At 55.6% G+C, this 26,016-nt stretch carries 18 protein-coding genes; 13 read left to right on the forward strand and 5 right to left on the reverse strand.

Features of this window, described 5'->3' with window-relative positions; translation table 11 throughout:
* Positions 1–404: 404 nt before the first annotated feature.
* Positions 405–2,771 (reverse strand): family 78 glycoside hydrolase catalytic domain, encoded by a 2,367-nt coding sequence (locus E1J53_RS13445; protein ID WP_173021479.1) that lies wholly within the window; start codon positions 2,769–2,771, stop codon positions 405–407.
* Between the two features lie 675 nt (positions 2,772–3,446).
* Here E1J53_RS13445 and E1J53_RS13450 point away from each other — a divergent pair.
* Positions 3,447–4,577 carry a COX15/CtaA family protein gene (locus tag E1J53_RS13450; RefSeq protein WP_134272970.1) on the forward strand — a complete coding sequence of 377 codons (1,131 nt, stop codon included), beginning with the start codon at positions 3,447–3,449 and terminating at the stop codon, positions 4,575–4,577.
* A 60-nt stretch (positions 4,578–4,637) separates the two neighbouring features.
* On the opposite strand, the gene E1J53_RS13455 is transcribed toward E1J53_RS13450, so the two are convergent.
* The gene (locus E1J53_RS13455; RefSeq protein WP_134272971.1) at positions 4,638–5,015 is read right to left on the reverse strand and encodes a hypothetical protein; all 378 of its coding nucleotides are present in this window, start codon (positions 5,013–5,015) and stop codon (positions 4,638–4,640) included.
* Between the two features lie 75 nt (positions 5,016–5,090).
* On the opposite strand from E1J53_RS13455, the gene E1J53_RS13460 reads away from it, so the two are divergent.
* From E1J53_RS13460 to E1J53_RS13515, 12 genes are all read left to right on the forward strand, one after another.
* A complete protein-coding gene (locus tag E1J53_RS13460) occupies positions 5,091–6,329 on the forward strand; it encodes an NRAMP family divalent metal transporter (RefSeq protein WP_173021480.1) in 1,239 nt (412 codons plus the stop codon).
* A gap of 155 nt (positions 6,330–6,484) precedes the next feature.
* Positions 6,485–9,883 carry a DUF4175 family protein gene (locus tag E1J53_RS13465; RefSeq protein WP_134272973.1) on the forward strand — a complete coding sequence of 1,133 codons (3,399 nt, stop codon included), beginning with the start codon at positions 6,485–6,487 and terminating at the stop codon, positions 9,881–9,883.
* A gap of 243 nt (positions 9,884–10,126) precedes the next feature.
* Positions 10,127–10,513 carry an ATP-binding protein gene (locus tag E1J53_RS13470; RefSeq protein ID WP_134272974.1) on the forward strand — a complete coding sequence of 129 codons (387 nt, stop codon included), beginning with the start codon at positions 10,127–10,129 and terminating at the stop codon, positions 10,511–10,513.
* Positions 10,514–10,588: 75 nt separating this feature from the next.
* Positions 10,589–10,972: an rRNA maturation RNase YbeY gene (gene ybeY / locus E1J53_RS13475; RefSeq protein WP_134273072.1), complete on the forward strand. Its 384-nt coding sequence runs from the start codon at positions 10,589–10,591 to the stop codon at positions 10,970–10,972.
* Between the two features lie 153 nt (positions 10,973–11,125).
* Positions 11,126–13,585 carry a bifunctional aspartate kinase/homoserine dehydrogenase I gene (gene thrA / locus E1J53_RS13480; RefSeq protein ID WP_134272975.1) on the forward strand — a complete coding sequence of 820 codons (2,460 nt, stop codon included), beginning with the start codon at positions 11,126–11,128 and terminating at the stop codon, positions 13,583–13,585.
* Entirely contained in the window at positions 13,585–14,529 is a 945-nt protein-coding gene (locus E1J53_RS13485; protein ID WP_134272976.1) for a homoserine kinase, read from the forward strand. Before thrA ends, E1J53_RS13485 begins: the two co-directional genes overlap by 1 nt.
* A gap of 27 nt (positions 14,530–14,556) precedes the next feature.
* Positions 14,557–15,891 carry a threonine synthase gene (gene thrC, locus E1J53_RS13490; protein ID WP_134272977.1) on the forward strand — a complete coding sequence of 445 codons (1,335 nt, stop codon included), beginning with the start codon at positions 14,557–14,559 and terminating at the stop codon, positions 15,889–15,891.
* A 445-nt stretch (positions 15,892–16,336) separates the two neighbouring features.
* Positions 16,337–18,673, forward strand: a complete 2,337-nt coding sequence (locus tag E1J53_RS13495; RefSeq protein WP_134272978.1) for a M1 family metallopeptidase — start codon at positions 16,337–16,339, stop codon at positions 18,671–18,673.
* A gap of 146 nt (positions 18,674–18,819) precedes the next feature.
* Positions 18,820–19,920, forward strand: a complete 1,101-nt coding sequence (locus E1J53_RS13500; RefSeq protein ID WP_134272979.1) for a diphosphomevalonate/mevalonate 3,5-bisphosphate decarboxylase family protein — start codon at positions 18,820–18,822, stop codon at positions 19,918–19,920.
* A 356-nt stretch (positions 19,921–20,276) separates the two neighbouring features.
* The gene (locus E1J53_RS13505) at positions 20,277–20,705 is read left to right on the forward strand and encodes a mobile mystery protein A (protein ID WP_173021481.1); all 429 of its coding nucleotides are present in this window, start codon (positions 20,277–20,279) and stop codon (positions 20,703–20,705) included.
* A complete protein-coding gene (locus tag E1J53_RS13510) occupies positions 20,696–21,301 on the forward strand; it encodes a mobile mystery protein B (protein WP_134272981.1) in 606 nt (201 codons plus the stop codon). Before E1J53_RS13505 ends, E1J53_RS13510 begins: the two co-directional genes overlap by 10 nt.
* Before the next feature lie 71 nt (positions 21,302–21,372).
* On the forward strand, positions 21,373–21,876 hold the full coding sequence (locus E1J53_RS13515; RefSeq protein ID WP_173021482.1) for a rhodanese-like domain-containing protein: 504 nt from the start codon (positions 21,373–21,375) through the stop codon (positions 21,874–21,876).
* A 9-nt stretch (positions 21,877–21,885) separates the two neighbouring features.
* Here E1J53_RS13515 and E1J53_RS13520 read toward each other — a convergent pair whose 3' ends face one another.
* Genes E1J53_RS13520 through E1J53_RS13530 form a run of 3 tightly spaced genes read right to left on the reverse strand, consistent with a single transcriptional unit; the run spans position 21,886 to position 25,787 of the window.
* On the reverse strand, positions 21,886–22,671 hold the full coding sequence (locus E1J53_RS13520) for a sulfite exporter TauE/SafE family protein (protein ID WP_134272983.1): 786 nt from the start codon (positions 22,669–22,671) through the stop codon (positions 21,886–21,888).
* 2 nt (positions 22,672–22,673) lie between these two features.
* The gene (locus E1J53_RS13525) at positions 22,674–23,897 is read right to left on the reverse strand and encodes a hypothetical protein (protein ID WP_134272984.1); all 1,224 of its coding nucleotides are present in this window, start codon (positions 23,895–23,897) and stop codon (positions 22,674–22,676) included.
* A gap of 15 nt (positions 23,898–23,912) precedes the next feature.
* A complete protein-coding gene (locus E1J53_RS13530; RefSeq protein ID WP_173021483.1) occupies positions 23,913–25,787 on the reverse strand; it encodes a S8 family peptidase in 1,875 nt (624 codons plus the stop codon).
* Between the last annotated feature and the right edge of the window lie 229 nt (positions 25,788–26,016).

The raw sequence follows: 26,016 nt of genomic DNA on the forward strand, positions 1-26,016 counted from the left end.
TTGATAAGTATGGACGGCTATATATTCCGAAAAAATTGCGGGATAACATGAAGTACCGGCAGGTACCATTGTTGAGCTTACCTACTGTCCTGACACAATGAGACTTGTTGTACGGTCAGAAGATGAAAAATACCCTGACATTGAAGTCAATGCTTGGGGTTGGCCAATCATTAAAGCTTACCCGAAAGGGAAAGTCTCGTTTAACATCAAAGAATTTTTTAACGAAATTCATACGGAGCGAAATCACTAAAGCTTTAGTATCCCGTAACGAGTATCGGAAATAATCGTCTACATCAAAGGCATCCTATAGTCCTCCTTATCCCGATGCGGTGCGTCGTGTCTTACGTAGCCCCTTGCGCGATAGCCCCTGGTGAGCTCATTCGACGCGCAGCGTCTCAACCATTTCACTCCACCTCAATCACCTGCTGCTTCCCGCCCGCCTGGTCCAGGGGTACCGACCGATCCTTCCAGAAGAAGGTTCCGGATACGCCTTCCGGAAGGCTGACCTTATATACCGTCTTGCCGTCGTCGGTTTCGCAGACCAGTCGAATCAGGCCCTCGGGGTGGGGGACGGTGGTGTCGTAGCCGAAGTCGGTTTTGGCGGGTCGAATGGAGACGGTGCCAAAACCGGGCGTCTCCGGCCGAATGCCCGCCAGCGTAGCCGGGAGGTCATAGTTGGGACTGGCACTCCAGGCGTGGCAATCCGACCGGGTGCGGCCGGGTTTCTCCGGCCAGGTGGTGAAACCCTGGTCCAGATACGCCTGCCAGATGGCCAGTTGTTCGGGGTAGCGGTAGGCATTATCCGTATGGTAGAGCGCCTGAATGAGGTAGAAGCGGAAATATTCCGAGACCTGCGTGAGGCTTTCGTCCGTGAGGACCCGTTCCAGCATTTTTTGCGAGGACGCAGGTGCAATGTCCTCCAGGATCGCCAGAATGTTGGCGTGCTGACTGTAGGCCTTTCCCCCGGGGGTATCCATCATCAGTCCCCGCTCGGCGTTCCAGCAATGTTCTTTAATCGCCGCCGCCAGGCGGCGGGCCCGGGCCGCATACCGGGCAGCTTCTTGCTCATGCCCGAAATAGGCGTGCAGCTCGGTAGCGGTCCGCAGGGCCCCCAGGTACTGCAAACTGACGATGCTGGAGCCGCCCTCCATATCCGGCACGCCCCCCACCCGCAGGACGTTATCCCAGGGCCATTCCGGCGCCCAGTCCACGAAGTTCCAGAATTTGGTGGGGCCCACCAGTCCGTTCGGCAGGAGCTGCCGATCGTACCAGTCCAGGACCGAACGCACTCCCCGCAACTGCTTCCCGACAAAGGCCGTGTCGGGTCGGTGCATCCAGTAATCCCCCACCATTTCCACCCACATCAGGGAGTAGGGGGGAATGACCTGGGGCACACTGGCCGGGTAGCGGCTCTGGGTCAGTCCGTCGCTGATCCGACTGTCCTCAAACACCTGAATCGCCTTGCGCATCAGTCGGTCATCGCCACTGACGTAGAGGCTGACCAGAGCCTGAATCCGGGTGTCGCCGACGTACTGGAGTTGTTCGTAGTAGGGGCAGTCCACGTAGGTTTCCTGCGCGCACATCCGGGCCGTACGCCAGCCGACCTCCCAGATTTCGTCGGTCCGAAGGGCATTTCCTTCCGCCTCAAAGCGCCCCCTGACGACGAAGGGATAGGCGAATTCCTCTACCCGCAGCTGCTCCAGGGTCACGGGCTCTTCCCGGGCGGTGATGGTCACTTCCACATAGCGGGCCGTCCGGAACCAGGGGGTGGTGTAGCGGCGGCCAGTGCCGCCATCCAGGACGAACTCATCGTAAACCCCCAACATTTTCTTACCGGCCACCTCGTTCCGGTTGCCCTTCTCTCCGTTTTCGTCGAGCAGCGATTCGGCGTACTCCACCCGGACGGTAGCGCCCTTCCCGCCGGAGAATCCGAAGTCGAAGAAGGCATTCGTCAGATTTCTGAAATCCAGTAATACTTTCTGCTGCTGACCGGCGGGAATGACGGGCTCGGGAACGTTCAACCTCGTCGTGTCCGGTTCGGCCCGCACGATGGATGGGCGCAGGTTGGGGCGGGTCCGCGGGAACAGTGGAATCTCCCGGGGCACCAGTCCCCAGTAAAATTCCGTACCCACCCGGGCCGGACTTGCCCGGGTCAGGCCCCGGGCCGGCACCCAGGAGGCATCGTCAAAGTCGGTGGTTTCCCAGCCCCAGGGCATTTTGCTGCCGTCTACGTGAATCTGCGGACCGGTAACGATGTAGGTACCCAGGCGCTCCCGGCTACCGGTAATGGGGGAATAGGCAAGGTTATGGTGGGTGGTCCACGCTCCGCTTCCCGTTTGGAGGGAAGCCCAGTCGGGGTCTTCGGGTTGGAGGAGAAAGGCCGTGCGGTAGGATTGCTGCGACCAGGGTCGATCAATGCCGTAATTCCAGACCATGGCGGCAATGACGTTTTCCCCTTCCTCCAGGTAGGGCCGCAAATCGTAGGTTTCGTAGCGCCAGTGCTGCAGATCTCCCCGGGCGGGACCTTCGCCCACGCGTTGCCCGTTGACGAAAAGCTGATAACGGTTATCGGCCGAGACCAGCACCGGCAGGGTACCGGGCAGTTCTTCGAGGGTGAACGTATGTCGGAAGTGGACGACGGCGAAGTCCGTCGCCGGCGCTTCGGGGTGGCCGATCCAGCTGGCGGACCAGGGGAGGTTCACGTAGTCTTGTGCTCCGACGGAACCCAACATACCGCCAAGCAGGAGGAGGGCAAAAATTACCTTTTTCACATCAAGACAGTTAAGCATACGTAAAGTCATTGTAAATCTGCTTTTTGTATTTTTCACTTTTCCACCCTTGTCCTGGGGATAAGCGTGGAAACCTGGCCCCTTTTCCACAGCCACGGCACCTGCGGGCACGCCACCCTCGGATTTATCCACATTTCCACAGTTTTGGTGTATTCCTTTCCACTCCTTCTAGACAGTTTCTTCCCGATAGTCCACGGACCCGGGGAAAAAACTTTTTCCGTGGAAAGTAAAACAGGGACCTTGTGGAGAAATTGGAAAATGAGGTTCTATCGGGGCTTACCCCTGGGAAAACCCGTGGAAAACTGACATAAAAATGGGCAAAACGAGCTGGACAAGGAAAGTAAAATCTTGTTATCCTCCTTTCCACACCCCTAATAACGATAAAGGGGATTTTTAAATTAAAAGAAGTTAATAACTATTAGAGCTTGTTCGGATTTTGGTCGTCTGACCGAATTTGAGATTTTTTTGGTGGTTGCAAGGCGGGAAAACCGGAGTTTAGCAGCGCTAAATGAGGATTTTACCAACGAAGCTAGCGCCAAAAAAGGCCAAATGGAGGTCGATTACTAAATTCCAAACAAGCTCTTGAGGAAAGGGAAGAAGGGGAAAACTTCTTCTGGCTCCTGGAGGGATTAGCTTCCTGACGCCACGTACTACCGTATGAATACTGCAACTACTCTTCCCTACGCCAACTCCCGCCGTGGAGGTCGATATCCCCGTGCGGTCCGCATTTGGCTCATCGTTGGTCTGATCATGGTGGTGGGCCAGGTGGTCATCGGCGGGATCACCCGCCTGACCGAATCCGGGTTGTCGATCACCGAATGGGAGCCCCTGAGCGGGGCCGTGTACCCGACCAGCGCCGCCGACTGGCAGGAGGAGTTCGAAAAGTACCAGGCATCCCCCCAGTACGAAAAGATTTTTGCGGACATCAGCCTGGAGGACTTCAAGTTCATCTATTTCTGGGAATGGTTCCACCGGCAGTGGGCCCGGATCATGGGGCTGGTCTTCATCGTCGGCTTCCTGATTTTCTGGCGCAAAGGGTATCTGGACCGACCGCTGATGCAACGGCTGGGTATTGTTGTGCTCCTGGCGGCCCTGGCCGCCAGTTTCGGCTGGATCATGGTGGCCAGTGGGCTCATTGATCGGCCCTGGGTCAATGCATACAAATTGACGATACACCTTAGCCTGGGGTTAACCTTGTTTTCCTACTTGTTGTGGACAACTTTGAAGGTGATCCAACCCAATCTCCCCGGTTTTCCACAAGGAGCGGTGGATAAGTGGCGCTGGCCCATCAATATTGTCCTCATTCTTCAGCTTATCCTCGGGGGCATCATGAGCGGCGCCAAGGCCGCTTTACCCTACCCAACCTGGCCCGATATGAACGGAGAGTTCGTTCCCGGAGTTTTGCGGGATGCCAGTATGTGGACTGTGGAAAACATGGTGTATTACGAGGCCACACTCTTCCAACCGGCCTTAATCCAGTTCTTGCACCGGATGACCGCTTACACCTTGTTAATCATTGTATTACTGTACCTCTACACGGCTTTTACCCGGATAAAGTCCCCCCTGTTGAAATCCACCAACCTGCTGTTGATAACCTTGTTGATAACCCAGGTTATACTTGGAATCGCTACGGTGGTCAGCAGCAAAGGACAGGTACCGGTGGGGCTGGGAGTAGCCCACCAGTTCGTCGCCATTGGGGTGGTGGCGATCGTGGTATATTTAAATTATTTGCTGAAACCTGGCCGCGTTTTACGCCCTGTGGATAAAATGGTGGAAAAAACCCTTTGAAAAAATTTGTTCACTTTTTTTTGTTGGGTCGGCTGGCTTTTTGTGTAAAAAACATGTTAACTACTTGCTTACGTCGGTCCATGCTTTACGGCGTTCCTGCACGTAGAGACCGGCCATAAAGATGCCCAGAATGAAGTGGGTGAGCATGGCGCGATGGTCCGGATTGCCGAGCGCCTGAATAATGGCCATGGCAAAATGGAAAACGGCCAGGGTGCCGGAGATGGTGAGTAACAAGACCCGGTTCGCCCGGCTGAAGTAGGCAATCAGCGAAAGGGCGGCAAGGAGTAGGGCCGACAGGCCGTACATATTCATGAGCAGCTCGGCACTGGGGCCTTCCGCCTGACCGAAGCCCGGAATGAGGTCTCCGGCGTTGGGGTAAAAAAGAAAGAGCAGACCGACGATGCCCTCAACCAGGGTGTGAAGTAGAAGTATTAGCATATTACTGGAAGTCGCGTGGGGCCGGGAATGTTTATTCCGGAACAACCGCTAGCTTTATCGCCCAACAATTTTTCTATGGGCAATTCATCTTCCTGGGGCCGGGCGCTGGTGTGGTCACTGATCGCGGCGGCCTTCATTGGTCCGGGCACCGTAACCACGGCGACGCGGGCCGGCACCGAGGGCGGCTTTCTTTACATACCCACGGTGGCCCTGGCCGCCATTGCGGGCTTGCTGTTGATGGAAATGGCCGCCCGCCTCACGCTGGTGAGTGGCCGCCCCCTGGGGGCAGTGCTCGGTCAGGGAAACCGCTGGCTGGCCTGGTTGTGTTTTCTGGCGGTGCTGCTGGGATGCGCCGCCTACCAGGCGGGCAACCTGCTCGGCGCCCTGGGCGGGGTGCAGTTGCTGGCCGAAGTACCCCGTTGGTGCGTCCTCCTCTTTGGCCTGCTGATTGCCACCTTGATGTGGGGAGGCAAAACCGCCACCATTGCGCGGTGGCTGGCCGCTATCGTGTCCGTCATGGGGCTCATCTTCATGGTGGTGGCGGTCGGACTGATCGCCGGTGAAGATTCCCTGGCGGGGCAGCGGCAAATCAATCCGGCTACGGTCGTCGCGCTGGTTGGCACCACCATCGTCCCCTACAATTTTTTCCTGGCGGCCGGACTGAGTCACGGCCAGGGACTGGGGGAAATGCGCCGGGGCCTGTTTGCCTCCTTTCTGGTGGGGGCGGTGATCACCCTCAGCATCATTTTGGTGGGGGGCGTCACGGATGCCTTTTCGGGCTTTGAAGATTTGGCGCGCACGCTGGATGCCAGGATGTCGGGCCAGGGAGCCGTGGTACTGGGATTCGGATTGTTTGCGGCCGGGTTCAGCTCGGCGGTCACCGCGCCGCTGGCTGCGGCCATGGCGGGCCGGGAACTCATTGGGCGTGAGCAATCCAGCGACTGGGAGAACCGTGGTCGATACTTTCGTCTGAGCTGGGGAGGTGTACTGCTGATCGGTCTGCTGGTGGCCCTACTGGACCTGGACATCATCGGAGTGATCGTGGCCGCTCAAATCGCCAACGGATTATTACTGCCCTTCGTGGCGGGACTGGTTCTCGTATTCGCTAACGACCGGGCGTTACTGATCGACAAGGTCAATTCCGGCTGGCAGAACCTTGCGGGGCTGGGCGTTGCCGTTTTTCTGGCGTACAAGAATGCGGATTTTCTGCTGCAGAAAGCAGGAATCGAGACCGAATGGACCGCTTACGCCCTCACCATTCTGTACCTGTTAATCATCAGCGGTCTGCTGTGGGCCCGTCGCCAAAACCGGTAATGGGGACTCACCCCCGCCCGTAAGGTGCTTAAGCCCGACAAAGCATCAAATTTTAACGTCCCTTCCAGCGTTTTCCCTTCAACCGAAAAGGATCTGGATTCTTTTCACTATTTTGCTTCTTCCCCCAAGTAAGTGCATTTTCAAGGAGATACGTTATGCCCCAACTTTCTCAACATTACGACCAACTGATTGCTAAACTTGACCGGTTCATCCGAAAGTTTTACGTCAACCAACTCATTCGCGGCGCGCTCTATACCCTGGGCGCCGTGCTGGTGATGTTTATGGTAGTCAGTATTCTGGAATCCCAGTTCTTTTTCCCGACCGGAACCCGCAAGCTGCTGTGGTACGGTTTCCTGGGACTGAGTCTGTTGGCCCTCGGGGGATGGGTCATCCTGCCACTTACCCGTTACTTCCGGCTGGGATCCGTCATCAGCCACGAACGGGCCGCCGAGATCATCGGACAACATTTCGGCAACGTAAAGGATAAGCTGCTCAACGTATTGCAGCTGCGTCAACAGGCCGCAGCGGGGGGAGATACCAGTCTTTTATTGGCGTCCATCGACCAGAAGGCCTCGGAAATCAGCCCGGTTCCCTTCCGGTCGGCCATTGACCTGAGCCAGAACCGTCGCTACCTGAAGTATGCCCTGCCGCCACTGATGCTGCTGGTGATTTTGCTGTTCGCTGCACCGAGCCTGATCAAAGACGGCACCAACCGCCTCATCCGCAATAACGAGTCCTTTGAGCGCCCGGCACCCTTCTCCTTCGTTTTGGAGCAGGAGTCAGATCTGGAAGTGATTCAGTACGGGGATTTTCCCCTTACGGTGAAAGTCGAGGGAGAAGTACTGCCCGCCGAAGCCTTCATTGAGGTGGATGGTTACCGCTATCGGCTGCAGAAGGAGAGTGCCAATACCTTCACCTATCAGTTCAGTAACGTACAGGAAGATACGCCCTTCCAACTCGCCGCCGCGGAAGTGGAAAGCAAGGACTACACCCTGGAAGTGCTGCCCAAACCCAACATTGCCTCCTTTTCCGTGGAACTGGATTACCCCAACTACCTCGGAAGGCAGGACGAAGAACTGGCCAACATCGGTGACCTGACCATTCCCGCGGGAACCCGCATCAAGTGGTCGTTTGATACCGAGAATACGGACCAAATCGATCTTCGCTTTGCCAGTCAGGACGAAGTAACCACCCTGCGCCGGGACGGTAGCGATCTCTACAGCTTCGATAAACGCGCCATGCGGAATGATCGCTACACCCTCTACATTGGCAATGAGCGCCTGCCCGTAGCGGATTCCGTGAGTTACGGTCTGTCCGTCATCCCCGACCTACATCCGCAAATCAGCGTGGAAACCTTCCAGGACAGCACCGATGAGCAGCTGCTGTTCTTCGTGGGGGAAGCCTCCGATGACCACGGACTGAGTAAGCTCAACTTCGTTTACCGCGTTAAGCGGGGTAAGGACGGTGCCGAGCTTGACCCCGTAACGGTGCCCATTTCCGGGCCCGCGGGTAAGCAAACCCGCTATGACCACGTTTGGGACCTCGCCAATGACCTGCCACTGGAGCCCGGAGATGAACTGACCTACTACTTCGAGGTCTTCGACAACGATGGCGTCAATGGTGCCAAGAGTGCCCGTACCGGCGTGATGGCCTTCCGGGCCCCCACCGAGGAAGAGTTGGAGCAGCAGGCGGAAGCCAACGACAACAAGGTTAAGGATGAACTCAAGAAGGCCCTGGAAGCTACCCGGGAGCTGAAGGAAGACACCAAGGACCTGCGGGAGCGGATGCTGCAGGAAAAGGAGATGGACTGGAAGATGCGTAAGGAGTTGGAAAAACTTGCCGAGCGCCAGCAGGAAGTCCAAAAGCAAATCGACGAGGCCCAGAAGGCTTTCGAGGAAAACCTGGAACAGGAACAGCAAGATGAGCAGATCCAGCAGAAGCAGGAAAAGCTGCAGGAGATGTTCGAAGAATCCCTGGATCAGGAAATGCAGGAACTCATGCAGCAAATCCAGGAACTGATGGAGGAGTTGGAGAAAGACGAGGCCCTGCAAAAGATGGAAGAAATGGAACTCTCCGATGAAGAGACCGAAGCAGAACTGGATCGGATGCTCGAACTCTTCAAACAGCTGGAGCTGGAGAAGGAGATGATGGACGCCATCGATAAACTCGAGGAGCTCGCCCAAGAACAGGAGGAGCTCGCCGAAGAAACCGAACAACTTTCCGAAGAGCAAAAGAACAACGGAGAGGAGCAAACGGAAGAGGAAAAACAGGCTCAGGCTGAGAAGCAGGAAGAACTGCAGGAAAAGCAGGAAGAGATTCAGGACGAATTCGAAAAGCTCCAGGAGAAAATGGAGCAAATGGAGGAGAAGAATCAGGACCTCGAAAAGCCGATGAAGCTCGACATGCAGGAAAGCGCCCAGGAAGAGGTGAAGAAGGACATGCAGGACGCCCAGAAGCAAATGCAGGAACAGGACAACCAGGGGGCTTCCAAAAAGCAGAAGGGGGCCAGCCAGAAAATGCAGGAGATGGCCGAGTCCATGGCCGGTCAAATGCAAAGCATGCAGCAGGAAGGCATGCAGGAAGACATGGACGCGATCCGCCAGCTGTTGGAAAACATCGTTGACCTGAGTTTCGATCAGGAGGAGACCATGGAACAACTCAACCAAACTACGGTCAACACCCCTCGCTACGTGGAACTGGTACAGAACCAGTTCCAGATCAACAACGATTTTGAGCTCGTGCGGGATTCCCTGCAGGCGCTGGCCAAAAGAAACTTCCAGATCGAAACCTTCATCACCGAGAAGGTAACCGAGATCAAGGGGAATATGGAGCAAACGGTTCGGGAGCTGGAAGAACGGCGTACGCCCCAGGCGGCCAACGTGCAGCAAAGAGCGATGACCGGACTGAACGATCTGGCGCTCATGCTGAGTGAAAGCATGCAAAACATGCAGCAACAGATGGCGGGCATGATGTCCGGTAGCCAGCAATGCGAGAATCCCGGAAACGGCCAACCCAGTGGAAAGCCCGGTGAGCAGCCCGGCAAGCAACCCGGTAGCGACGGTCAGCGCAACCTGAACGACGCCATGGAGGGAATGAAGGAAGGCCTGCAGAAGGGCGAAGGCGGAACGAGTAAGGAGTTTGCCGAAATGGCCGCCCGGCAGGCGGCCCTGCGGCGGGCGCTGGAAGCCAAACAAAAAGCCCGCCAGGAAGGTGGACAGGGAATTGACCCCGAATTGCAGGAACTCATCGACAAGATGAACGAAGCCGAAGAAGACCTGGTCAATAAGCGTCTCACCAACGAAATGATGACGCGCCAGCAGGAAATCCTGAACAAACTCCTGGAACACGAACGGGCCGAGCGCGAACAGGAACAGGAAGAAAAGCGAAAGTCGGAAACGGCCCTGCAGCGCCGCCGGGATCTGCCCCCCAGCATTGAAGAATATATCAAGCAACGGAAGGCTGAAGTGGAGATGTTCAAACGGATCAGTCCCGAATTGAACCCCTACTTCCAGAATCTGGTCGACGAATATTTCCGCAGCCTGCGCGGAGAATAACTACAGATGGAGGGGCTTTGTGCCCCTCCATTTTTTTTGCTATTGATTTTTTCAAGTGTGAACCTTATACTTGTGGAAGCGTATTAGGGGCATGAAAATGTGTCCAAAATACCTGAGAGGCGTCTAAGACCGTTGAAAAGCAAGCGCTTATGCATCTTTTTGCGTAAACGCAGTGTTTGATTAAAGCTTCCCGTTTTTATACTCTGCGAATTTTTGTCAGAACTTTCAAGCTCAAACCTATTCATGCTAACGCTCGCATCGGATCCTCGTAACATCAATAAGGTTGAACAGTACGTTAACCAAATCGCCAGCCGTTATAAGCTCGATAAGGAGAAACACGCTAATCTGCTCATCAGCCTCACCGAGGCCGTGAATAATGCCATCATTCACGGCAACAAGCAGGATCGTTCCAAAACGGTCAGCATCAAGCTCGCCCAAACCCGTAGTGGACTGGCGGTGCGCGTAAGCGACCAGGGCTGTGGTTTTAACTACGATAAGCTACCGGACCCTACCTCTCCGGAACGCCTCTGCGAATGTGGTGGCCGGGGTGTTTTTCTCATGAACCAGCTGTGCGATAAGATGCGCTACATCAACGGTGGTTCCACGGTGGAAATGCAATTCAAGCTCTAGGTAAATTTGGAAGAAATTCTATTTCACGAGGAACGGGGTGGTCAGGCCCCGGAGCAGGAGCATTACCTCCCCCTCGTGCGCTGGATCACGGACGTGATCTCCCGCCGGCAGGGTAAGGTCGGCCCCATCAACTACATTTTCTGCGGTGATGAATACCTGCACGACATGAACGTGCAGTATCTCGACCATGATACCCTTACGGATATCATCACTTTCCCGTATGCGTCCTTCCCCGAAATTTCCGGGGACCTGTTCATCTCCACGGAGCGGGTAGCCGATAATGCCCGGCAATTTTCTACTAAGTATTCCGACGAACTGCATCGCGTCATCATCCACGGAATTTTGCACCTGTGTGGCCAGGGAGATAAGCGCCCGGAGGAAGCCGAGCAAATGAGAACCCTGGAACAGTGGGCACTGGACCTCCGTCCCGCTGCTTTGTTGTCCGACACGGGGGAGTAGGGCAATCAGGAAGCCGGATAAACTGGATGGAAGCAATCGCTACATTTAGGGTGGAGACTTCGTAAATCCCCGGACCATTGTTCGGCCAAAACTGTGGAAGGCGGGGCAATTTATTCATCTTTGTAGCTTTATTCAGCCACGTGAAATTTTCCCATGAAAGTTCTCAAATTCGGCGGCTCTTCGGTGGCCCGGCCGGAACGTATTCTCGGTATTATTGACATTCTGAAAGATTACTACGCTTCGGGTGATCACTTTACGGTAGTCTTTTCGGCTTTCGGTGGCGTGACGGACAGCCTCATCGAAATGAGTCAGCTTGCCGCCGCCGGAGACGATCGCTACGGCGCGTCGTTCTCGGCCTTCGCCAAGCGTCACCAGCAGGCCATTGTGGAACTCCTGCCCGAAGGTCCACTCCGTACGGAAACCGCCACCCAGATGCGGAAAAGCCACGAGGTGCTGAAGAATCTGCTCTACGGGATTTTCCTGGTAAGGGAAGCCTCTACCCGAACCATGGATTACGTGCTGAGCTTTGGGGAAAGGTCATCTGCCTACATCATCGCCCAGACGCTGGTACAGTCCGGAATCCCCGCCGAATTCCTCGACGCCCGAAAAATTATCAAGACCGATAAGAAATTCGGCAGCGCCACGGTCAATTTTGAGAAATCCTACGTCAAAATTCGCGAGTATTACGCGGAACACCCTAAGGTTCAGGTGGTTACGGGTTTTATTGCCAGTGCCAAGGGTGGTTTGACCACCACCTTGGGGCGGGGAGGTTCCGATTACACGGCTTCCCTCCTGGCTGCCGGCCTTCGGGCCGATGCTATTGAGATCTGGACGGACGTCAGCGGAGTGCTGACGGCGGATCCGCGCCGGGTAAAGAAGGCCTTCACCATACCGAAGCTGACCTACGCGGAGGCGATGGAGATGTCCCACTTCGGCGCTAAGGTCATTTATCCGCCTACCCTGATGCCGGCCCTGCACCAGCGTATCCCCCTGTACATCAAGAATACCTTCGAGCCGGACTTTCCCGGCACCAAGGTAAGTGAGGAGAGTAGTCTCGACGACGTTGCCGTGCGCGGCATCAGTTCCATCAATAATGTTGCCTTGCTAACCATTTCGGGTAGCGGGCTTTTCGGCGTACCCGGAATTTCCGCCCGGCTATTCGGTGCCCTGGCGGCGGAGCAGATCAACATCATTTTGATCACTCAAGGATCCAGCGAACACGCCATTAGCTTTGCCGTGAAGCCGAGCGACGCCGATGCCGCCCGAATGGCGGTAGAGGAAGCCTTCGCCTACGAAATCGAACGGGGAGTGGTGAATGCCATAAAGGTCGAGCGTGACCTCAGTGTAGTGGCCATCATCGGGGAAAACATGCGCTACCAACCGGGTATCTCCGGAAGGCTGTTTCAGGCACTCGGGAAAAACGGTATCAATGCCGTAGCCATCGCCCAGGGATCCAGTGAGCTGAACGTCTCGGTCGTCATCTCCCGGGAAGACGAAAACAAGGCCTTGAATGCCCTGCATGAAGCCTTCTTCCTTTCGGACTACAAAACGCTGCACCTCTTCATTGTGGGCGTCGGACTGATTGGCGGTACCCTGCTCAAGCAGATCAAAGATCAGAACGACTACCTCCGGGCCAAGCGTGGTATGGAGGTCAAGGTGGTTGGCCTGGCCAACTCGAAGAAAATGCTCTTTGATCCCGAAGGGATTGATCTGGACAACTGGAAGGATCAGCTAATGGCTTCGGACATCGCGGTCGATCTCCCGGTCTTCGTCGGTCGGATGCGGGATCTCAATTTGAGCAACAGCATTTTTGTGGACAATACCGCCGACGACAAGATCGCCTCCTACTACGAAGGGATTCTGGACGAGAGCATTAGTATCTCAACGCCAAACAAGATCGCCACCTCTTCAAGCTACCTTCAGTACCAGCGACTGCAAAACATCGCCACCAAACGGGGAGTACAGTTTCATTACGAAACCAACGTCGGGGCCGGGCTTCCGGTCATCTCTACCCTACGGGACCTCCGCGACAGTGGTGACGAAATCCGAAAGATTGAGGGAGTTTTGAGTGGCTCGCTGAGTTTCATCTTTAATAACTTTGACGGCAGTCGCTCCTTCCACGACATCGTGCAGGAAGCCCGGGAGAAAGGCTTTACCGAGCCCGATCCCCGCATCGACCTGTCGGGTAAGGATGTTGGACGGAAAATCCTGATCCTGGCCCGGGAAACCGGCGTTGCCCTCGAAACGGAAAATATTGAACTACGCAGCTTCCTGCCCGAGGGCGCCATGGAGGCCGAAAGTGTAGATGACTTCTTCCGGGTACTTGACGATAATGGGAAGTATTTCACCGACCTCCACGCTCAGGCAGCAAAGGAAGGAAAGGTCCTCCGCATGATCGCCTCACTGGAAGGGGATCAGGCGGCCGTCGGCATCCAGGCCGTGGGGGCCGACAGTCCGTTTTACGGTCTGAGCGGCAGTGACAATATGATTGTATTTACCACCGATCGTTATAGTGAGCGTCCGTTGGTGGTCCGGGGGCCCGGAGCCGGCGCGGAGGTGACGGCCGCAGGGGTCTTTGCCGAGATTATTAAAATTGGAAATTACCTGGGGTGATGAGTAAGCAAGAAGTACGCGTTTTCGCCCCGGCCACGGTGGCTAACGTAGCGGTTGGGTATGACATCCTTGGGTTTGCCATTGACCGTCCCGGAGATGAGATCGTCGCCCGATTCGGTGCCGACGCCACGAAACCTTTTACGATTACCAGCATTACCGGAACGGGAGATAAGCAGCTCCCCTACGAGCCGGAGAAGAATACGGCCGGGGTTGCGGCCCTGCGCTTACTGGAGCATCTGGGAGAAACCGGCCAGGGCATTGAGCTGGAAATCCATAAGAAGATGCCCTTCGGCAGTGGACTGGGGTCCAGTGCCGCGAGTGCGGCGGGAGCCGTAGTGGCGATCAATCAACTACTTGGCGCTCCCCTGAACCGGGAGTCACTACTTTATTTTGCCGTACAGGGAGAAGAGGTGGCCGACGGAAGCTTTCACGCCGACAACGTAGCGCCTTCCCTGGTGGGCGGAATTACCCTGATTCGTTCCAATGCTTCGCTGGACATTCACCAATTACCGGTACCCGAAAACCTTCAGGTAGCCGTGGTGCATCCGGAGATTGAAATCCTGACCCGAGACGCCCGGGCCGTGCTCAGTGACCAGGTGCCGCTGAAAACCGCCGTCCGGCAAACGGGGGCGATTGCCAGTTTCATTACGGCGCTGTACACCAACGACCTTCCCCTGCTGGGGCGCTCCCTCAAAGATTACATCATCGAACCGCAGCGTAAGCAGCTCATCAAGGGGTTTGATGAGGTGAAGAATGCCGCCCTCGAGCGGGGTGCGCTGGGGTGCAGCATTAGTGGCGCGGGCCCCAGTGTTTTTGCCATTTGCGATTCGGGCTATCTGGCGCAATCCGTCGGGCAGGTGATGCAGGACGCCTTTGCAAAGCACGGTATCGAAAGTCAGCTTTACGTTTCTCCGATCAATCAACGGGGGGTCGAGATTCTTTAATTCGCACATCCCCCACCCTTCTAGACCATGAAATTTTACTCTACCAACAACCCTGATCACCGCACGGATCTGGCCGAAGCCATCTTTCGCGGGCTACCCGCAGACAACGGTCTTTACATGCCCGAGCGGCTGGAGCCCCTGCCTGAATCTTTCTTCACGGACCTTCCCTACATGTCGTTCGCGGAAATTGGCTTCCGGGTAAGTAAGCAATTGCTGGGCGATGCCGTGCCCGAAGCGGACCTAAAGAAGTTGGTCTACGAGGCGGTAAACTTCCCGGCTCCGGTGGTCAAGCTTGACGACCATCGGTACGTGCTGGAGCTTTTTCACGGACCTTCTCTGGCGTTCAAGGACTTCGGTGCGCGGTTTATGTCTCGCCTCATGGGCCACTTCAATCGGGGTAACGACCGTCAGTTGGTCATCCTGGTGGCTACTTCCGGAGACACCGGTGGGGCGGTGGCCGCGGGCTTTTACCAGACGCCGGGAATCGAGGTAGTGATTCTTTATCCCAAAGGAAAGGTGAGTGCGCTTCAGGAAAAGCAACTCACTACCCTGGGCCACAATATCCATGCGCTGGAGGTGGAGGGCACATTTGATGATTGCCAGGCCATCGTGAAGCGGGCCTTCCTGGACGAAGAATTACGGGAATCCATTCGGCTAAGTTCGGCCAACAGCATCAACATCTCCCGGTTGATTCCCCAAAGCTTTTACTATTTCGAAGCGTACAAACAACTTGGGGCAGACGGTGATCCGGTGGCCTTTTGTGTGCCCAGCGGGAACTTCGGTAACCTTACGGCGGGACTACTGGCCCACCGCTTGGGGCTACCGGTGGAGCAGTTTATTGCGGCGACCAACCGAAATGACGTAGTGCCCGAATACCTCCAAACGGGCGTCTATCGTCCGCGGCCTTCGGTTGCGACTCTCTCCAACGCCATGGACGTTGGTGCGCCCAGCAACTTCGCCCGGATGGCTAATCTCTACGGGCAGGTGAATGGGCTTGATCCGCTGGAACCCGCCACCCACCGGGGAATGGCTTCGCTCATCAGCGGCTACGCCTACGATGATGCCAGTACGGAAGCGGCCCTGCTGGAGGTGAAAGAACGTTACGGATACCTCATCGATCCGCACGGAGCAGTCGGTTATCTGGCCCTGAAGGAGTGGCAAAAGGAGCACCCCAATACCCGAGGGGTAATCCTGGAAACGGCTCACCCCAGCAAATTCAAGCCCGACGTAGAGCGTATCCTGGGGCACCAAATCGAAGTCCCCGAACGTCTGGCGGAGCTGGCCGACCGGGAGAAGAAGGCTCGATTAATGTCTACGGACTACACTCCGGTAAAGAATTGGCTGCTGGAAACCTTTGGATAGACTAGGGGATAGAGCTTCTTGCCGGGATTGTTCCACGTGGGACAATCCCGGTTCTATTTATGGAGATACGAGGATGTGTTCCACGTGGAACATTTTTTGCGATCACCGCAGGTGCAGTGAAATCCTCGTGCTTTGCCGGGATGCAATGCGCTTTCCGTACGCAGTAAAGGGGCAAGGGATTATTCCAGTAGCACTGCCCTACCCGAGTCATGGCACCTGTACCGGCTGAGCCGAGTATTCCGCTGCGCTCCACACGCCGCTGCATTTTCTTAAAAATCATTGATCCCGACGAGCATTGCGCAACCACGGACGCACATTCGGCCAGGATAAGGAATTCGGTATACGTCCGCACCTGGACGGAAATGAATTAGTAAACACCTCGGGGCATTGGGTGTTACAGGCAATGGCTATCTTAGCCACCCGAATAATCAAATACACCCCATAAATGACCAGAATTGCCTTGTTGTTTGTGCTGTGCCTCACCCTGGGTGGGCTATCGGCACAGACTGAGAACATCAACAATAATCCGTTTCGCCAGCTTTATACGGAGTTGCCCACACCCAATGTTTACCGTAATGCCGCCGGTGCTCCCGGCCACGAATACTGGCAGCAGCAGGCTGACTATGTGATGGAAATTCGCCTGGATGACGCCAATCAGCGCATCTACGGCACCTCTAAGATTACCTACCATAATAACTCTCCTGACGCTCTGGACTACCTCTGGATTCAGCTGGACCAGAACGTACGGGCACTGGATAGCGATAGCTACAAAACCTCCACGAGCCGGATGAACGACCGGATGAGCCTGCGTGGTCTGTCCCGCCTGGAGCCCAGTTTTGACGGTGGATTCAAGATTGATTACGTACGGGACGGTGCCGGCAAGCCGATGCAAACTACCGTGGTGAAGACGATGATGCGGGTAGATTTACCCAAGGCCCTCCTGCCCGGAGAAACCACCGACCTGCAACTGAAGTGGTGGTACAACATCAATAACCGCCTGACCGACGGCGGTGGCCGTTCCGGCTCCGAGTACTTCGAAGAAGACGATAACTTCCTCTACACCATCGCACAGTTCTTCCCCCGGATGGCCGTGTACATCGATAATGAAGGCTGGCAGAACAAGCAGTTTCTGGGAAGCGGTGAGTTCACCCTCACCTTTGGTGACTACGACGTAAAGATTACCGTACCCGAAGATCACCTCGTCGCTTCCACCGGTACCCTCCAGAACCCCAACGATGTACTGACCCGTACGCAGCGGAGACGGCTGGAAGAAGCCCGCGACGCCCGCGTTGAACCGGTGATCATTGCCACCCAGGCGGAGGCCATCGAGCGGGAAAAGACCAAAGCGACCAAGGAGAAAACCTGGCACTTCAAAGCAGAAAATGTACGGGACTTCGCCTTTGCCTCTTCCCGGAAATTCATCTGGGACGCCATGGGCGTTGAGCAGTCCGACGGTAGCGTGGTCATGGCCATGTCCATGTACCCCAAAGAGGGTAATCCCCTATGGGAACGCTACAGCACCAAGGCCGTTGCGCATACCCTCAAGTGGTACACCCACTTCACTTTTGACTACCCCTACCCCGTTGCCTGGTCGATCAACGCGGCCAACATCGGAATGGAGTACCCGATGATTTGCTTCAATTTCGGTCGGGTCGAAGAAGACGGCACTTACAGTGAGCGGACGAAGTACGGTATGATCGGTGTGATCATCCACGAAGTTGGGCACAACTACTTCCCGATGATCGTCAACTCCGACGAACGTCAGTGGACCTGGATGGACGAAGGCCTGAACACCTTTTTGCAGTATTTGACCGAGCAACAGTGGGAGCGCGGCTACCCCAGCCGCCGTGGCCCCGCCAACAAGATTGTGGATTATATGAAGGGCGACAAGGAGTTCATCTCCCCCATCATGACGAATTCAGAATCCGTCTGGCAGTTGGGTAATAATGCCTACGGTAAGCCCGCCGCGGCACTGAACATCCTGCGGGAGACCGTCATGGGCCGGGAGTTGTTCGACTATGCCTTTAAGAAATACGCCAATCGGTGGAAGTTTAAGCACCCCGCCCCTTCCGACCTTTTCCGGACGATGGAGGATGCCTCCGCCGTGGACCTTGACTGGTTCTGGCGTGGGTGGTTCTTTACCACCGACCACGTAGACATTAACCTGGCCAGCGTCAAGCCTTACCGGATCAATACCCGCAACCCCGAAGTAGAGAATGCCCTCACGCGGGAAATGCAGCAAGAAGCACCCAGAAACATCAGCGACATCCGTTATGCGGAGCAGGAGCAGAAAACGTACGATGAAGAGGATGCAAATCTCAGAGATTTTTACAGTTCCTACGATCCGCTGGAGACCACCATGCTCGATAAGGAAGAGTACGAGAAGTACCTGGCTGGACTGAGCGAAGAAGAACGCGCCGTACTGGCCGCCAATAAGTATTACTACGAGCTGACCTTCAAAAATGAAGGTGGCCTGGTCATGCCCATTATTCTCGAATTCACCTTCGAGGACGGCACGACGGAGGTTCAACGGATTCCCGCCGAGATCTGGCGTCGTAACTGGAAGGAAGTTTCTAAGGTCTTCCCCTTCGAGAAAAAAGTTGTGGAGATCGAACTCGATCCCTACCTGGAAACGGCCGACACGGATCGTAACAACAACTACTACCCCTCCAGAACCGAGACCAATCGTTTCGATCTCTTCCAGAGTCGTCGTGGCGGTGGTGGTGAAAACCCCATGCAGCGCAGCATGCGGGAGAAAGCCCGGGAAGGGTCCAATCGCTAAACGCTAAGATCAGACTACTCAATTTTGATCTATCGGGGTCGGGCAGCCAAAGGTTGTCCGGCCCTGCTTATTTTCGGCCCATAAAAACCGGTGGCGGCTAAACCCTTGCTGCTTTCTTCGGTTGCTTACGTACATCATCAGTATCCATGGACTATACCAATCCCAGCCTTACCGTAATCAGTAGTCAAGTGCAAGCGGGGGCCGTCCGCTGGCGGAGCCCCTCCAACATTGCCCTGGTGAAATATTGGGGGAAGCACGGAGATCAACTGCCCCAGAATCCTTCCGTAAGCTTTACCCTGAGTGGAGCGGCTTCGGACACGACCTTACGGTATTCCGCAAGAAAAGAAGCGGGGGAGGGGGTTGCACTCGAACTCTACCTGGACGGAGCACTGAACCCCGCCTTTACCGAACGGACCCAAAAATACTTTCAGCGTCTGTTGCCCATCTACCCGTTCCTGAAGCAGCTGAGCTTCCGGATCGAGACCAGCAATAGTTTTCCGCATTCTGCGGGCATCGCCAGCTCCGCTTCGGGCATGAGTGCCCTGGCCATGTGCCTGGTGGATTTGGAAAGCAAGTTATTCGAAGCATTTCCTGACGATGCAACTATGTTGCATAAGGCTAGCTACCTTGCGCGCTTGGGCTCCGGATCCGCCTGCCGCTCCGTTTACGGAGGGGCTGCCGTATGGGGAAAGCTCAACGGTCTGGAAGGAAGTTCTGATGAATTTGCCGTGGACGTAGCGGATCGACTGCACCCCACTTTCGCCGATTACCACGACGATATTCTGCTGATCTCCAAATCGGAGAAAAGCGTTAGTAGTCGTGCCGGGCACGGCCTGATGGACGGTAATCCCTACGCAGAGGCCCGCTACGGGCAGGCCAGAAGGAGAACCGAGGAAATGCTTACGGTACTGAAGAACGGCGATCTGGAGCGCTTTGGGGAGCTGCTGGAAAGCGAGGCCCTCACACTCCACGCCCTCATGATGAGCAGTCACCCCTCCTATATGCTCATCGAGCCGAATACGCTCAAGGCGATTCAGGCCGTCCGACTCTTCCGGGAGCAAACCGGGCATCCCCTCTACTTTACCCTGGATGCGGGACCCAATTTGCACCTGCTTTACCCCGACAGCATCGCGGATCCCGTGAAGAGCTTCATTCGGGAACATCTGCTGTACTTCTGTGAAGACAAGATGTACCTGGCCGACCGGGTAGGGAAGGGGCCGGAAGCTTTAGAGGTTAGTGAGGCGTAATTGCTGGCTGGTTCGAGAATAAATTGATTCAAGACCTACTTCCCGAATTCCCCGCGCCATTGGGAGCTGCTTAGCATCACTGCTTGGATACTTTTTGGCCTTGTATACTCGGAGTATACGGCTTGGTTTTGTATACAGATACGAGAAAATGCTGCGCACAGTAGGTCACGCTGGCTAACGGTAAAGAAGTATGGCTATGCTTTTTATGTCAACTTAAAGGTTGTCATTTTCGTAATATTGTCAACTTAAAGGTTGGTATTTTGGATAGTAAAGCAACTTTTAGGTTGATGATTTTGTTTATTTGTCAACTTAAAGGTTGATAAATGCGAAATCTTCCCCAACTCAAACTCCAACTTATGTCTAATAAGTTAGGAGTGTTTAAAGCTTTAAATGAGGTAGTTATACCCCATGAGGGCTGGATTCGTGCAATACGTGAAAGCCTGAACATGACACTACAACAATTGGCTAACCGACTCGGGGTCTCGAAGGAAGCCGTACGACGACTTGAACAACGGGAGCAGGAGGAAGCCATTACGCTTGAGTCTTTGCGGAAAGTCGGTCAGGCGCTGGACATGAAACTGGTCTATGGTTTCATCACGATGGATGATTCCCTGGAGGACTACGTGAATCGACGTGCGCGGGAAGTAGCCAGGGAAATTATTGAACGCACCCACCGGCAAATGATCCTGGAGGGCCAGCAAGTAGACTACGACGCACTGCAGAAAGCCGTTGAGTCATCGGCGGAGGTGATGGTGAACGACGTAGATCGGCAACTATGGACTTAACGGGCGGATCACTGTACGGGCAGACCCCGCTCGACGAAAGTGAGAGCGTCGGGTTGAAGATTAGTATGATTTCCACTCAGGGAGAACTGAATCAGTTTGAACAGGCCAACATTGAGCGGGCCATTAAATGGTTGAGGGGAAAGACATTTACGCCAGCGGAGGTGCTGTCGGAAGAATTTGTCCGGCGATTACACCGAAGGATGTTCGGGGAGGTATGGAAATGGGCGGGAGACTTTCGACGTACGGAAAAGAATATCGGGGTCAGCTGGGTTAAGGTTGCCCTTGAACTGAAAATACTGCTGGAGGATACAAAGTACTGGATTGACCATGAAGTATTTCCGGAGACAGAAATTGCGATCCGATTCAAACATCGTCTGGTCAGCATTCATTGTTTCCCTAACGGAAACGGGCGGCACTCCCGAATTATGGCCGACGTTTTGATGGAGAATGTTTTTGTGCGGCGCCCCTTCTCATGGACGGGAAAGCAATTAAGTGACCCGACCTCAACGCGAAAGGCATACATTAATGCTTTACGGGAGGGTGACCGGGGTGAATTTGAGGCCCTGATTAGTTTCGCGCAGGGTACGACACCGTGATGATGGATGCGGTGCAACAAAAATAACCCCTCAGGCGTCCTCTTTTCATGCGGCTATTGTACCAATTATCTTTGCTCTTTCCCCTGCTTCTGGCATCCTGCGTCCGCGCCCAAGACGTACCGCCGAGACTGAAAACGGGATATGCGCCCCTCGACGATAAACTTGCCCGGCTGGTGACGGCGGACGAACGCGCCATCAGCGCCAACGAAGCCCGGGAGCTGGATAATCCAGTTTTCCTGGACGCACGGGAAACAGCGGAGTATCGGGTGAGCCACCTCCCCGGTGCCCTCCACCTTGGGTTTGACCGCATGGATATGGGCGTAGTGGAAGAATTGGACCGCGATCGCCCCGTAGTGGTGTACTGTACCGTGGGCTACCGCAGCGAAAGAGCGGCAAAAAAACTGCGGGAAGCCGGATTTTCCCGGGTATACAACCTATATGGGAGTCTGTACGCCTGGAAACTGGCCGGATATCCACTGGAAGACGCCGCCGGCAAGGCTACCGAACGGCTACACACCTACAACCGCAAGTGGGGAACCTTCGCACCGGACAGTATTGGTGAAAAAGTGCACTAATTTGATTATTTAATAATAATTTTTAATCGAATTAATTACTTGAGTAGCAATGAGTAGCCCTCCGCTGATGACCATCAGCGCGATGACCCAGCGGCGAAAAGTAAGGTCACTCATTTTTTTGAGGTAGCGTTTCCCGAGAATATTTCCCAGGGTAGCCCCCAGTCCGAGGGCAATACCGTAGGCCCAGTACTGTGCGGTGAGTAAACCAAAGAAGGTGTAGCTGCCGAGCTGGGAGAGGCCCATGAGGAAAGAATTGGCTGTTTTGGTCGCAATAATTTCTTCTTTACTGACGCCGAGGTTGAGGTAGAAGGGATTGAGCACGGGGCCGAGGGCCCCGATGAGGGTACTCAGTACGGAAACCAGCAGTCCCAGGGGGAGGAAGTGCCACGCCCGCACCGGAAAGGATTGGGCTCGCTTGCCGAACCGATACTGCCATACGGTACTGATCAGAAAGAGGCCGACAAAAATTTGTAGCCAGCTGATGCGGACCGCACTGAACACCCAGGCCCCGACGTAGGCGCCGAAAATGGCCGCCGGCGCGTAGTAGAGAACGATGGACCACTTGATGTCCTTCCAGAATAGGATCAATCGGCTGGGCCGCCCCAGAAAACTGCCAAGGTTGAGTACCGGCGCGGTATGGATGGGGCCCAGCACCCAATTCAGGAGCGGGACCAAAATGAGGGCACCACCGCCACCGGCCACCGTCGAAAAGAGAAAGGCCGCTACTCCCGCAAAGAAGAGTAGGCAACAAAGGGCGGGGCTAACGGTGGGGAGGATTTCCGAAAAGAAAGACATGGTCACAATTTCACGAAGGTCCAACCCAAAAGGAAAAGGATAATCAACAGGAAAAACTGCAGGCTCTTGCCCCAGTTGAAGCGAGGAAGCTGTTCCTGCGCTGATTGCTCGGTAGCGTTGGACCAGGCGATGAATGCATCGGCAACGGGGAGTACGCCCGCCAGGTACCTTTTGGTTTTCCCGAGCCGCAGGGGCAGACCAAAAGCCTCAATGGCGTTGCGTAATCCGACGTAAACCTCGGTTTCGCCGTGCAGCAGCATCGCTCTTTGTCCCACGATGGAGGCTGCGCCACCGATCTCCCAGATCACCGGACCGGAATCGACGTCCCCGCTACCGCTATGGCCAACGGGGTATTCTCGGATTCCCGGTAGCCCCAGTCTGGTCGTGAAGAATTGGCTTCGGTAGAGTTGGAATTGTTCTTCGGCGAAAGGGCCATCAATTTCGGGCAGGAAACAGTGGATGAGACTCTGGGAACAGCCCCGGGCGCCCTCAAGTAGTTGGTTGCCCGGAGCGGATACGGCATGGGGAATCAATCCGGTTGCCGGATCCGGTTGGCCGCGAACCGAGGTGACCCAATCCGTCAGCAAGTTTTGGTACCGTTGGGTGCCAAAGTGGTGATCGTAGCGGGCGAGCGAGGCCAGGGCAACGACCATATCCGCCGGCCAGGCGGCATGGGGGTAGGAAGGGAGGAAGGGCCCCTCGCTTTCCCGGAGTGCGCGGGCAATTTCGTCGGAACTTTTCTGAAAGTTGATGATGTCTTCGGGCTCCGACCAAAGGTGAATCTTTTTGGCCCGCACGTAATTCGTCCATCCCCGATAGAAAATACCGTAGGAGGGGGACATGTCTTTGGTAAAGGGCCGTTTACCTTCCGGAGATTCCATTGCTCGCAGTGACCAGGTGATCGCTCTGATGGCTTCCCCTTCTACGTAATCCTGATGGACAAAAATGTCGTGGCGACCACTTTCGGCAATGGTGGCCCAGCTTAGGGCGTGTAGCGCGTGCATGAAGAGAAAACCTTCGGGGAAAATTTCCTGCATCCTCTGCGCACCACCGGAATGAATGACTTTACTCAAATACCGCGCCTGAGCGAGGACGTCCGCAGGGTAGGTGCCACTTTGATCGCTGACGTAGTATGGCCGATAATGCAATTGAACGAGGAAGGAAAAAAGGAGGATCATGACCACGGCCAGCACCCCACGACAACTCCACCGGAAGATTTTGTGCATAACTCGGTTAGTAGCCTACTGCTTGACGAACCGCCGTACCGTTGCGCCCTGCCGCGTATGAATGCGCAGAAAGTAGGTCCCGTTCGGAAGCGCCGCGACCGGAATGTTCAGGGTAGGGACTTCCGGCGTTTTTACCTCCCGTAGCACCCGACCGGTGAGGTCCGTCAGGGTCCAGGCCTGGATGGCGGCCTCGGCGTCCGCCGTCAGGGTCAGCAGGTCACGTACGGGGTTGGGAGAAAGCTGCACTTCGGGAAGCCGGCTGAAGCGATCGCGGGTGGAGACAATGCGGTTGACCTCGTCGAGGGCCGCCTTGGCGTCCAGTTTACCGTGGCCAAAAGTATTGTTGGGCGTGGAACCCGTAAAACCGTCTTCGCGTGCCGACTCCTGCAGAATGGTCAGAATATCGGCGGGCGTCAGAGTGGGGTCCAGCTGTAGCATGAGGGCAATCACCCCGGTAGAAAGGGGAGCGGCGGCGGACACGGCATTCTGAACACCGAAAAGACCATTGCTGCCCTGGGCCTGGAGGAAGGCATTGCGGGCGTAGAAGGAGTTAGCGCTGTAGGGGCCAAAGAGCACTTCTCCGGGAGCGGCAAAATCGATGCCGAGGCGACCATCCTGGGTCGGGCCCTTGCTGGAGCCGATCCAGATTTCTCCGGGAGCTCCCTGGCCGGTCAATCCGCGGGAAACGTTGTCGATGTCGCGCCAGGTAGGGTCCAGTACGTAGTCCGCGGGTGAAATTACTCCGGGCGTAGCGGAGTAATCATTGATGCTGCTTTCGTTGGTGGCGAAATCCAGAAATTTATTGTCGCGACTGTAGGTCCCGGGATTCATTACCCCGATAAAGCTGCCGTCGCTGACGCTGTTCCCGGTCAGTTCGAGGGTGAAAACACCCGTTCCGGAAGGGATTCGGATGAAGACTTCCCGACGGTTGGCCGTGGAACCGTAAAAGTCCTGATCGGTGCCATTGTGCCAGACCGAAACGCCATCTCCGTCAGCCCGAGTACCGGCGTTATTTCCCGGTGTAGCCGGAGCGATCACCACTCCGTTGGGGGTAGTGAGGCGAACGCGGAAGCGATCGGCGCCGGAGTACCAAAGGTCGACGTCCATGTTTCCCGCTTCCATTTTCTGAATCCGGATGCTGGTGGTTTGTCCCTGGCTGACGGTTCCTTTGGTAACGTTATCCTGTCCGCCATCGTCACCGACCCCACAGACGAAGGGGTGGTCTTCGGCAAAATCGGCGATGGCCCGGCTCACGGAGCTGCTGCCGTCCGCCGGGCCGCCGAGGCTACCGATGTTCATTAAGGTTACGGAGGGAAGTCCGAGTTCCTCAATCTTGTCACGGGCAAATTCGAGGGCAATGGCGATGTAGGTAGGATCAAAAAACGCAGCTTCGGCGTCTTGTCCGTTGCCCGCCGGAAAACCGTCCTGGACGAATTTGACGCTGATGATGGTGGCCCCCGGGGCCACTCCGCCAAAGTCATTGTTGTTCAGGCCGGCGTCGCTGCCGGCGATGATGCCGGTGGTAGCCGTTCCGTGCCCGTGGTTGTCGTTGCTCAGGGGAGGGCCGTCGGTCATCAGGTCCCCGTTGATGTCGTCTTCGTCCAGAATCGTGCCCACGCCGTAGGGGTTACCGTCGTGGGGAGCGATCATGTCAAAAACGTAGGCGAGCCGGGTGGTACCGTCGGCGTTCAGGTAGGCCGGGTGGTGATAATCGATGCCCCGGTCGAGCATGATGACGAGCACGCCCGTTCCGTCCAGATCGTAGGTGCTGTAGACTTGATCGAGCTTGACTTCTTCCAGGGCGCGGGTACCTTTTCCCTGGGCGAGGACGCAGGTGCCGAGCATTACCGTAAGGAGCAAAGTAGCAAAAAGGCGAGTGGAGTAGGGCATGTGCATTGCGGGATGATATCGAGGGTGAGCGAATTCTATCGGTGACAATAAAGATAAAAAGACGGATCGAATAAGGTGATATCATCCCCTTTTCGGGGGACGCGCTTTTGGGGAGTGTAAGGAGGTTCTCTAGGCGGAGAAGAAAGATCCGCTGCCAGTAACCTGCCTTAGTTGCGGAGAGAAAGAAGAAAAAATTCATCCCGGAAGCCCGGGAGCAATTGTTGGTTTC

It is taken from the genome of Lewinella sp. W8 (assembly GCF_004375085.3).
In the GTDB taxonomy this organism is placed as follows: domain Bacteria; phylum Bacteroidota; class Bacteroidia; order Chitinophagales; family Saprospiraceae; genus Neolewinella.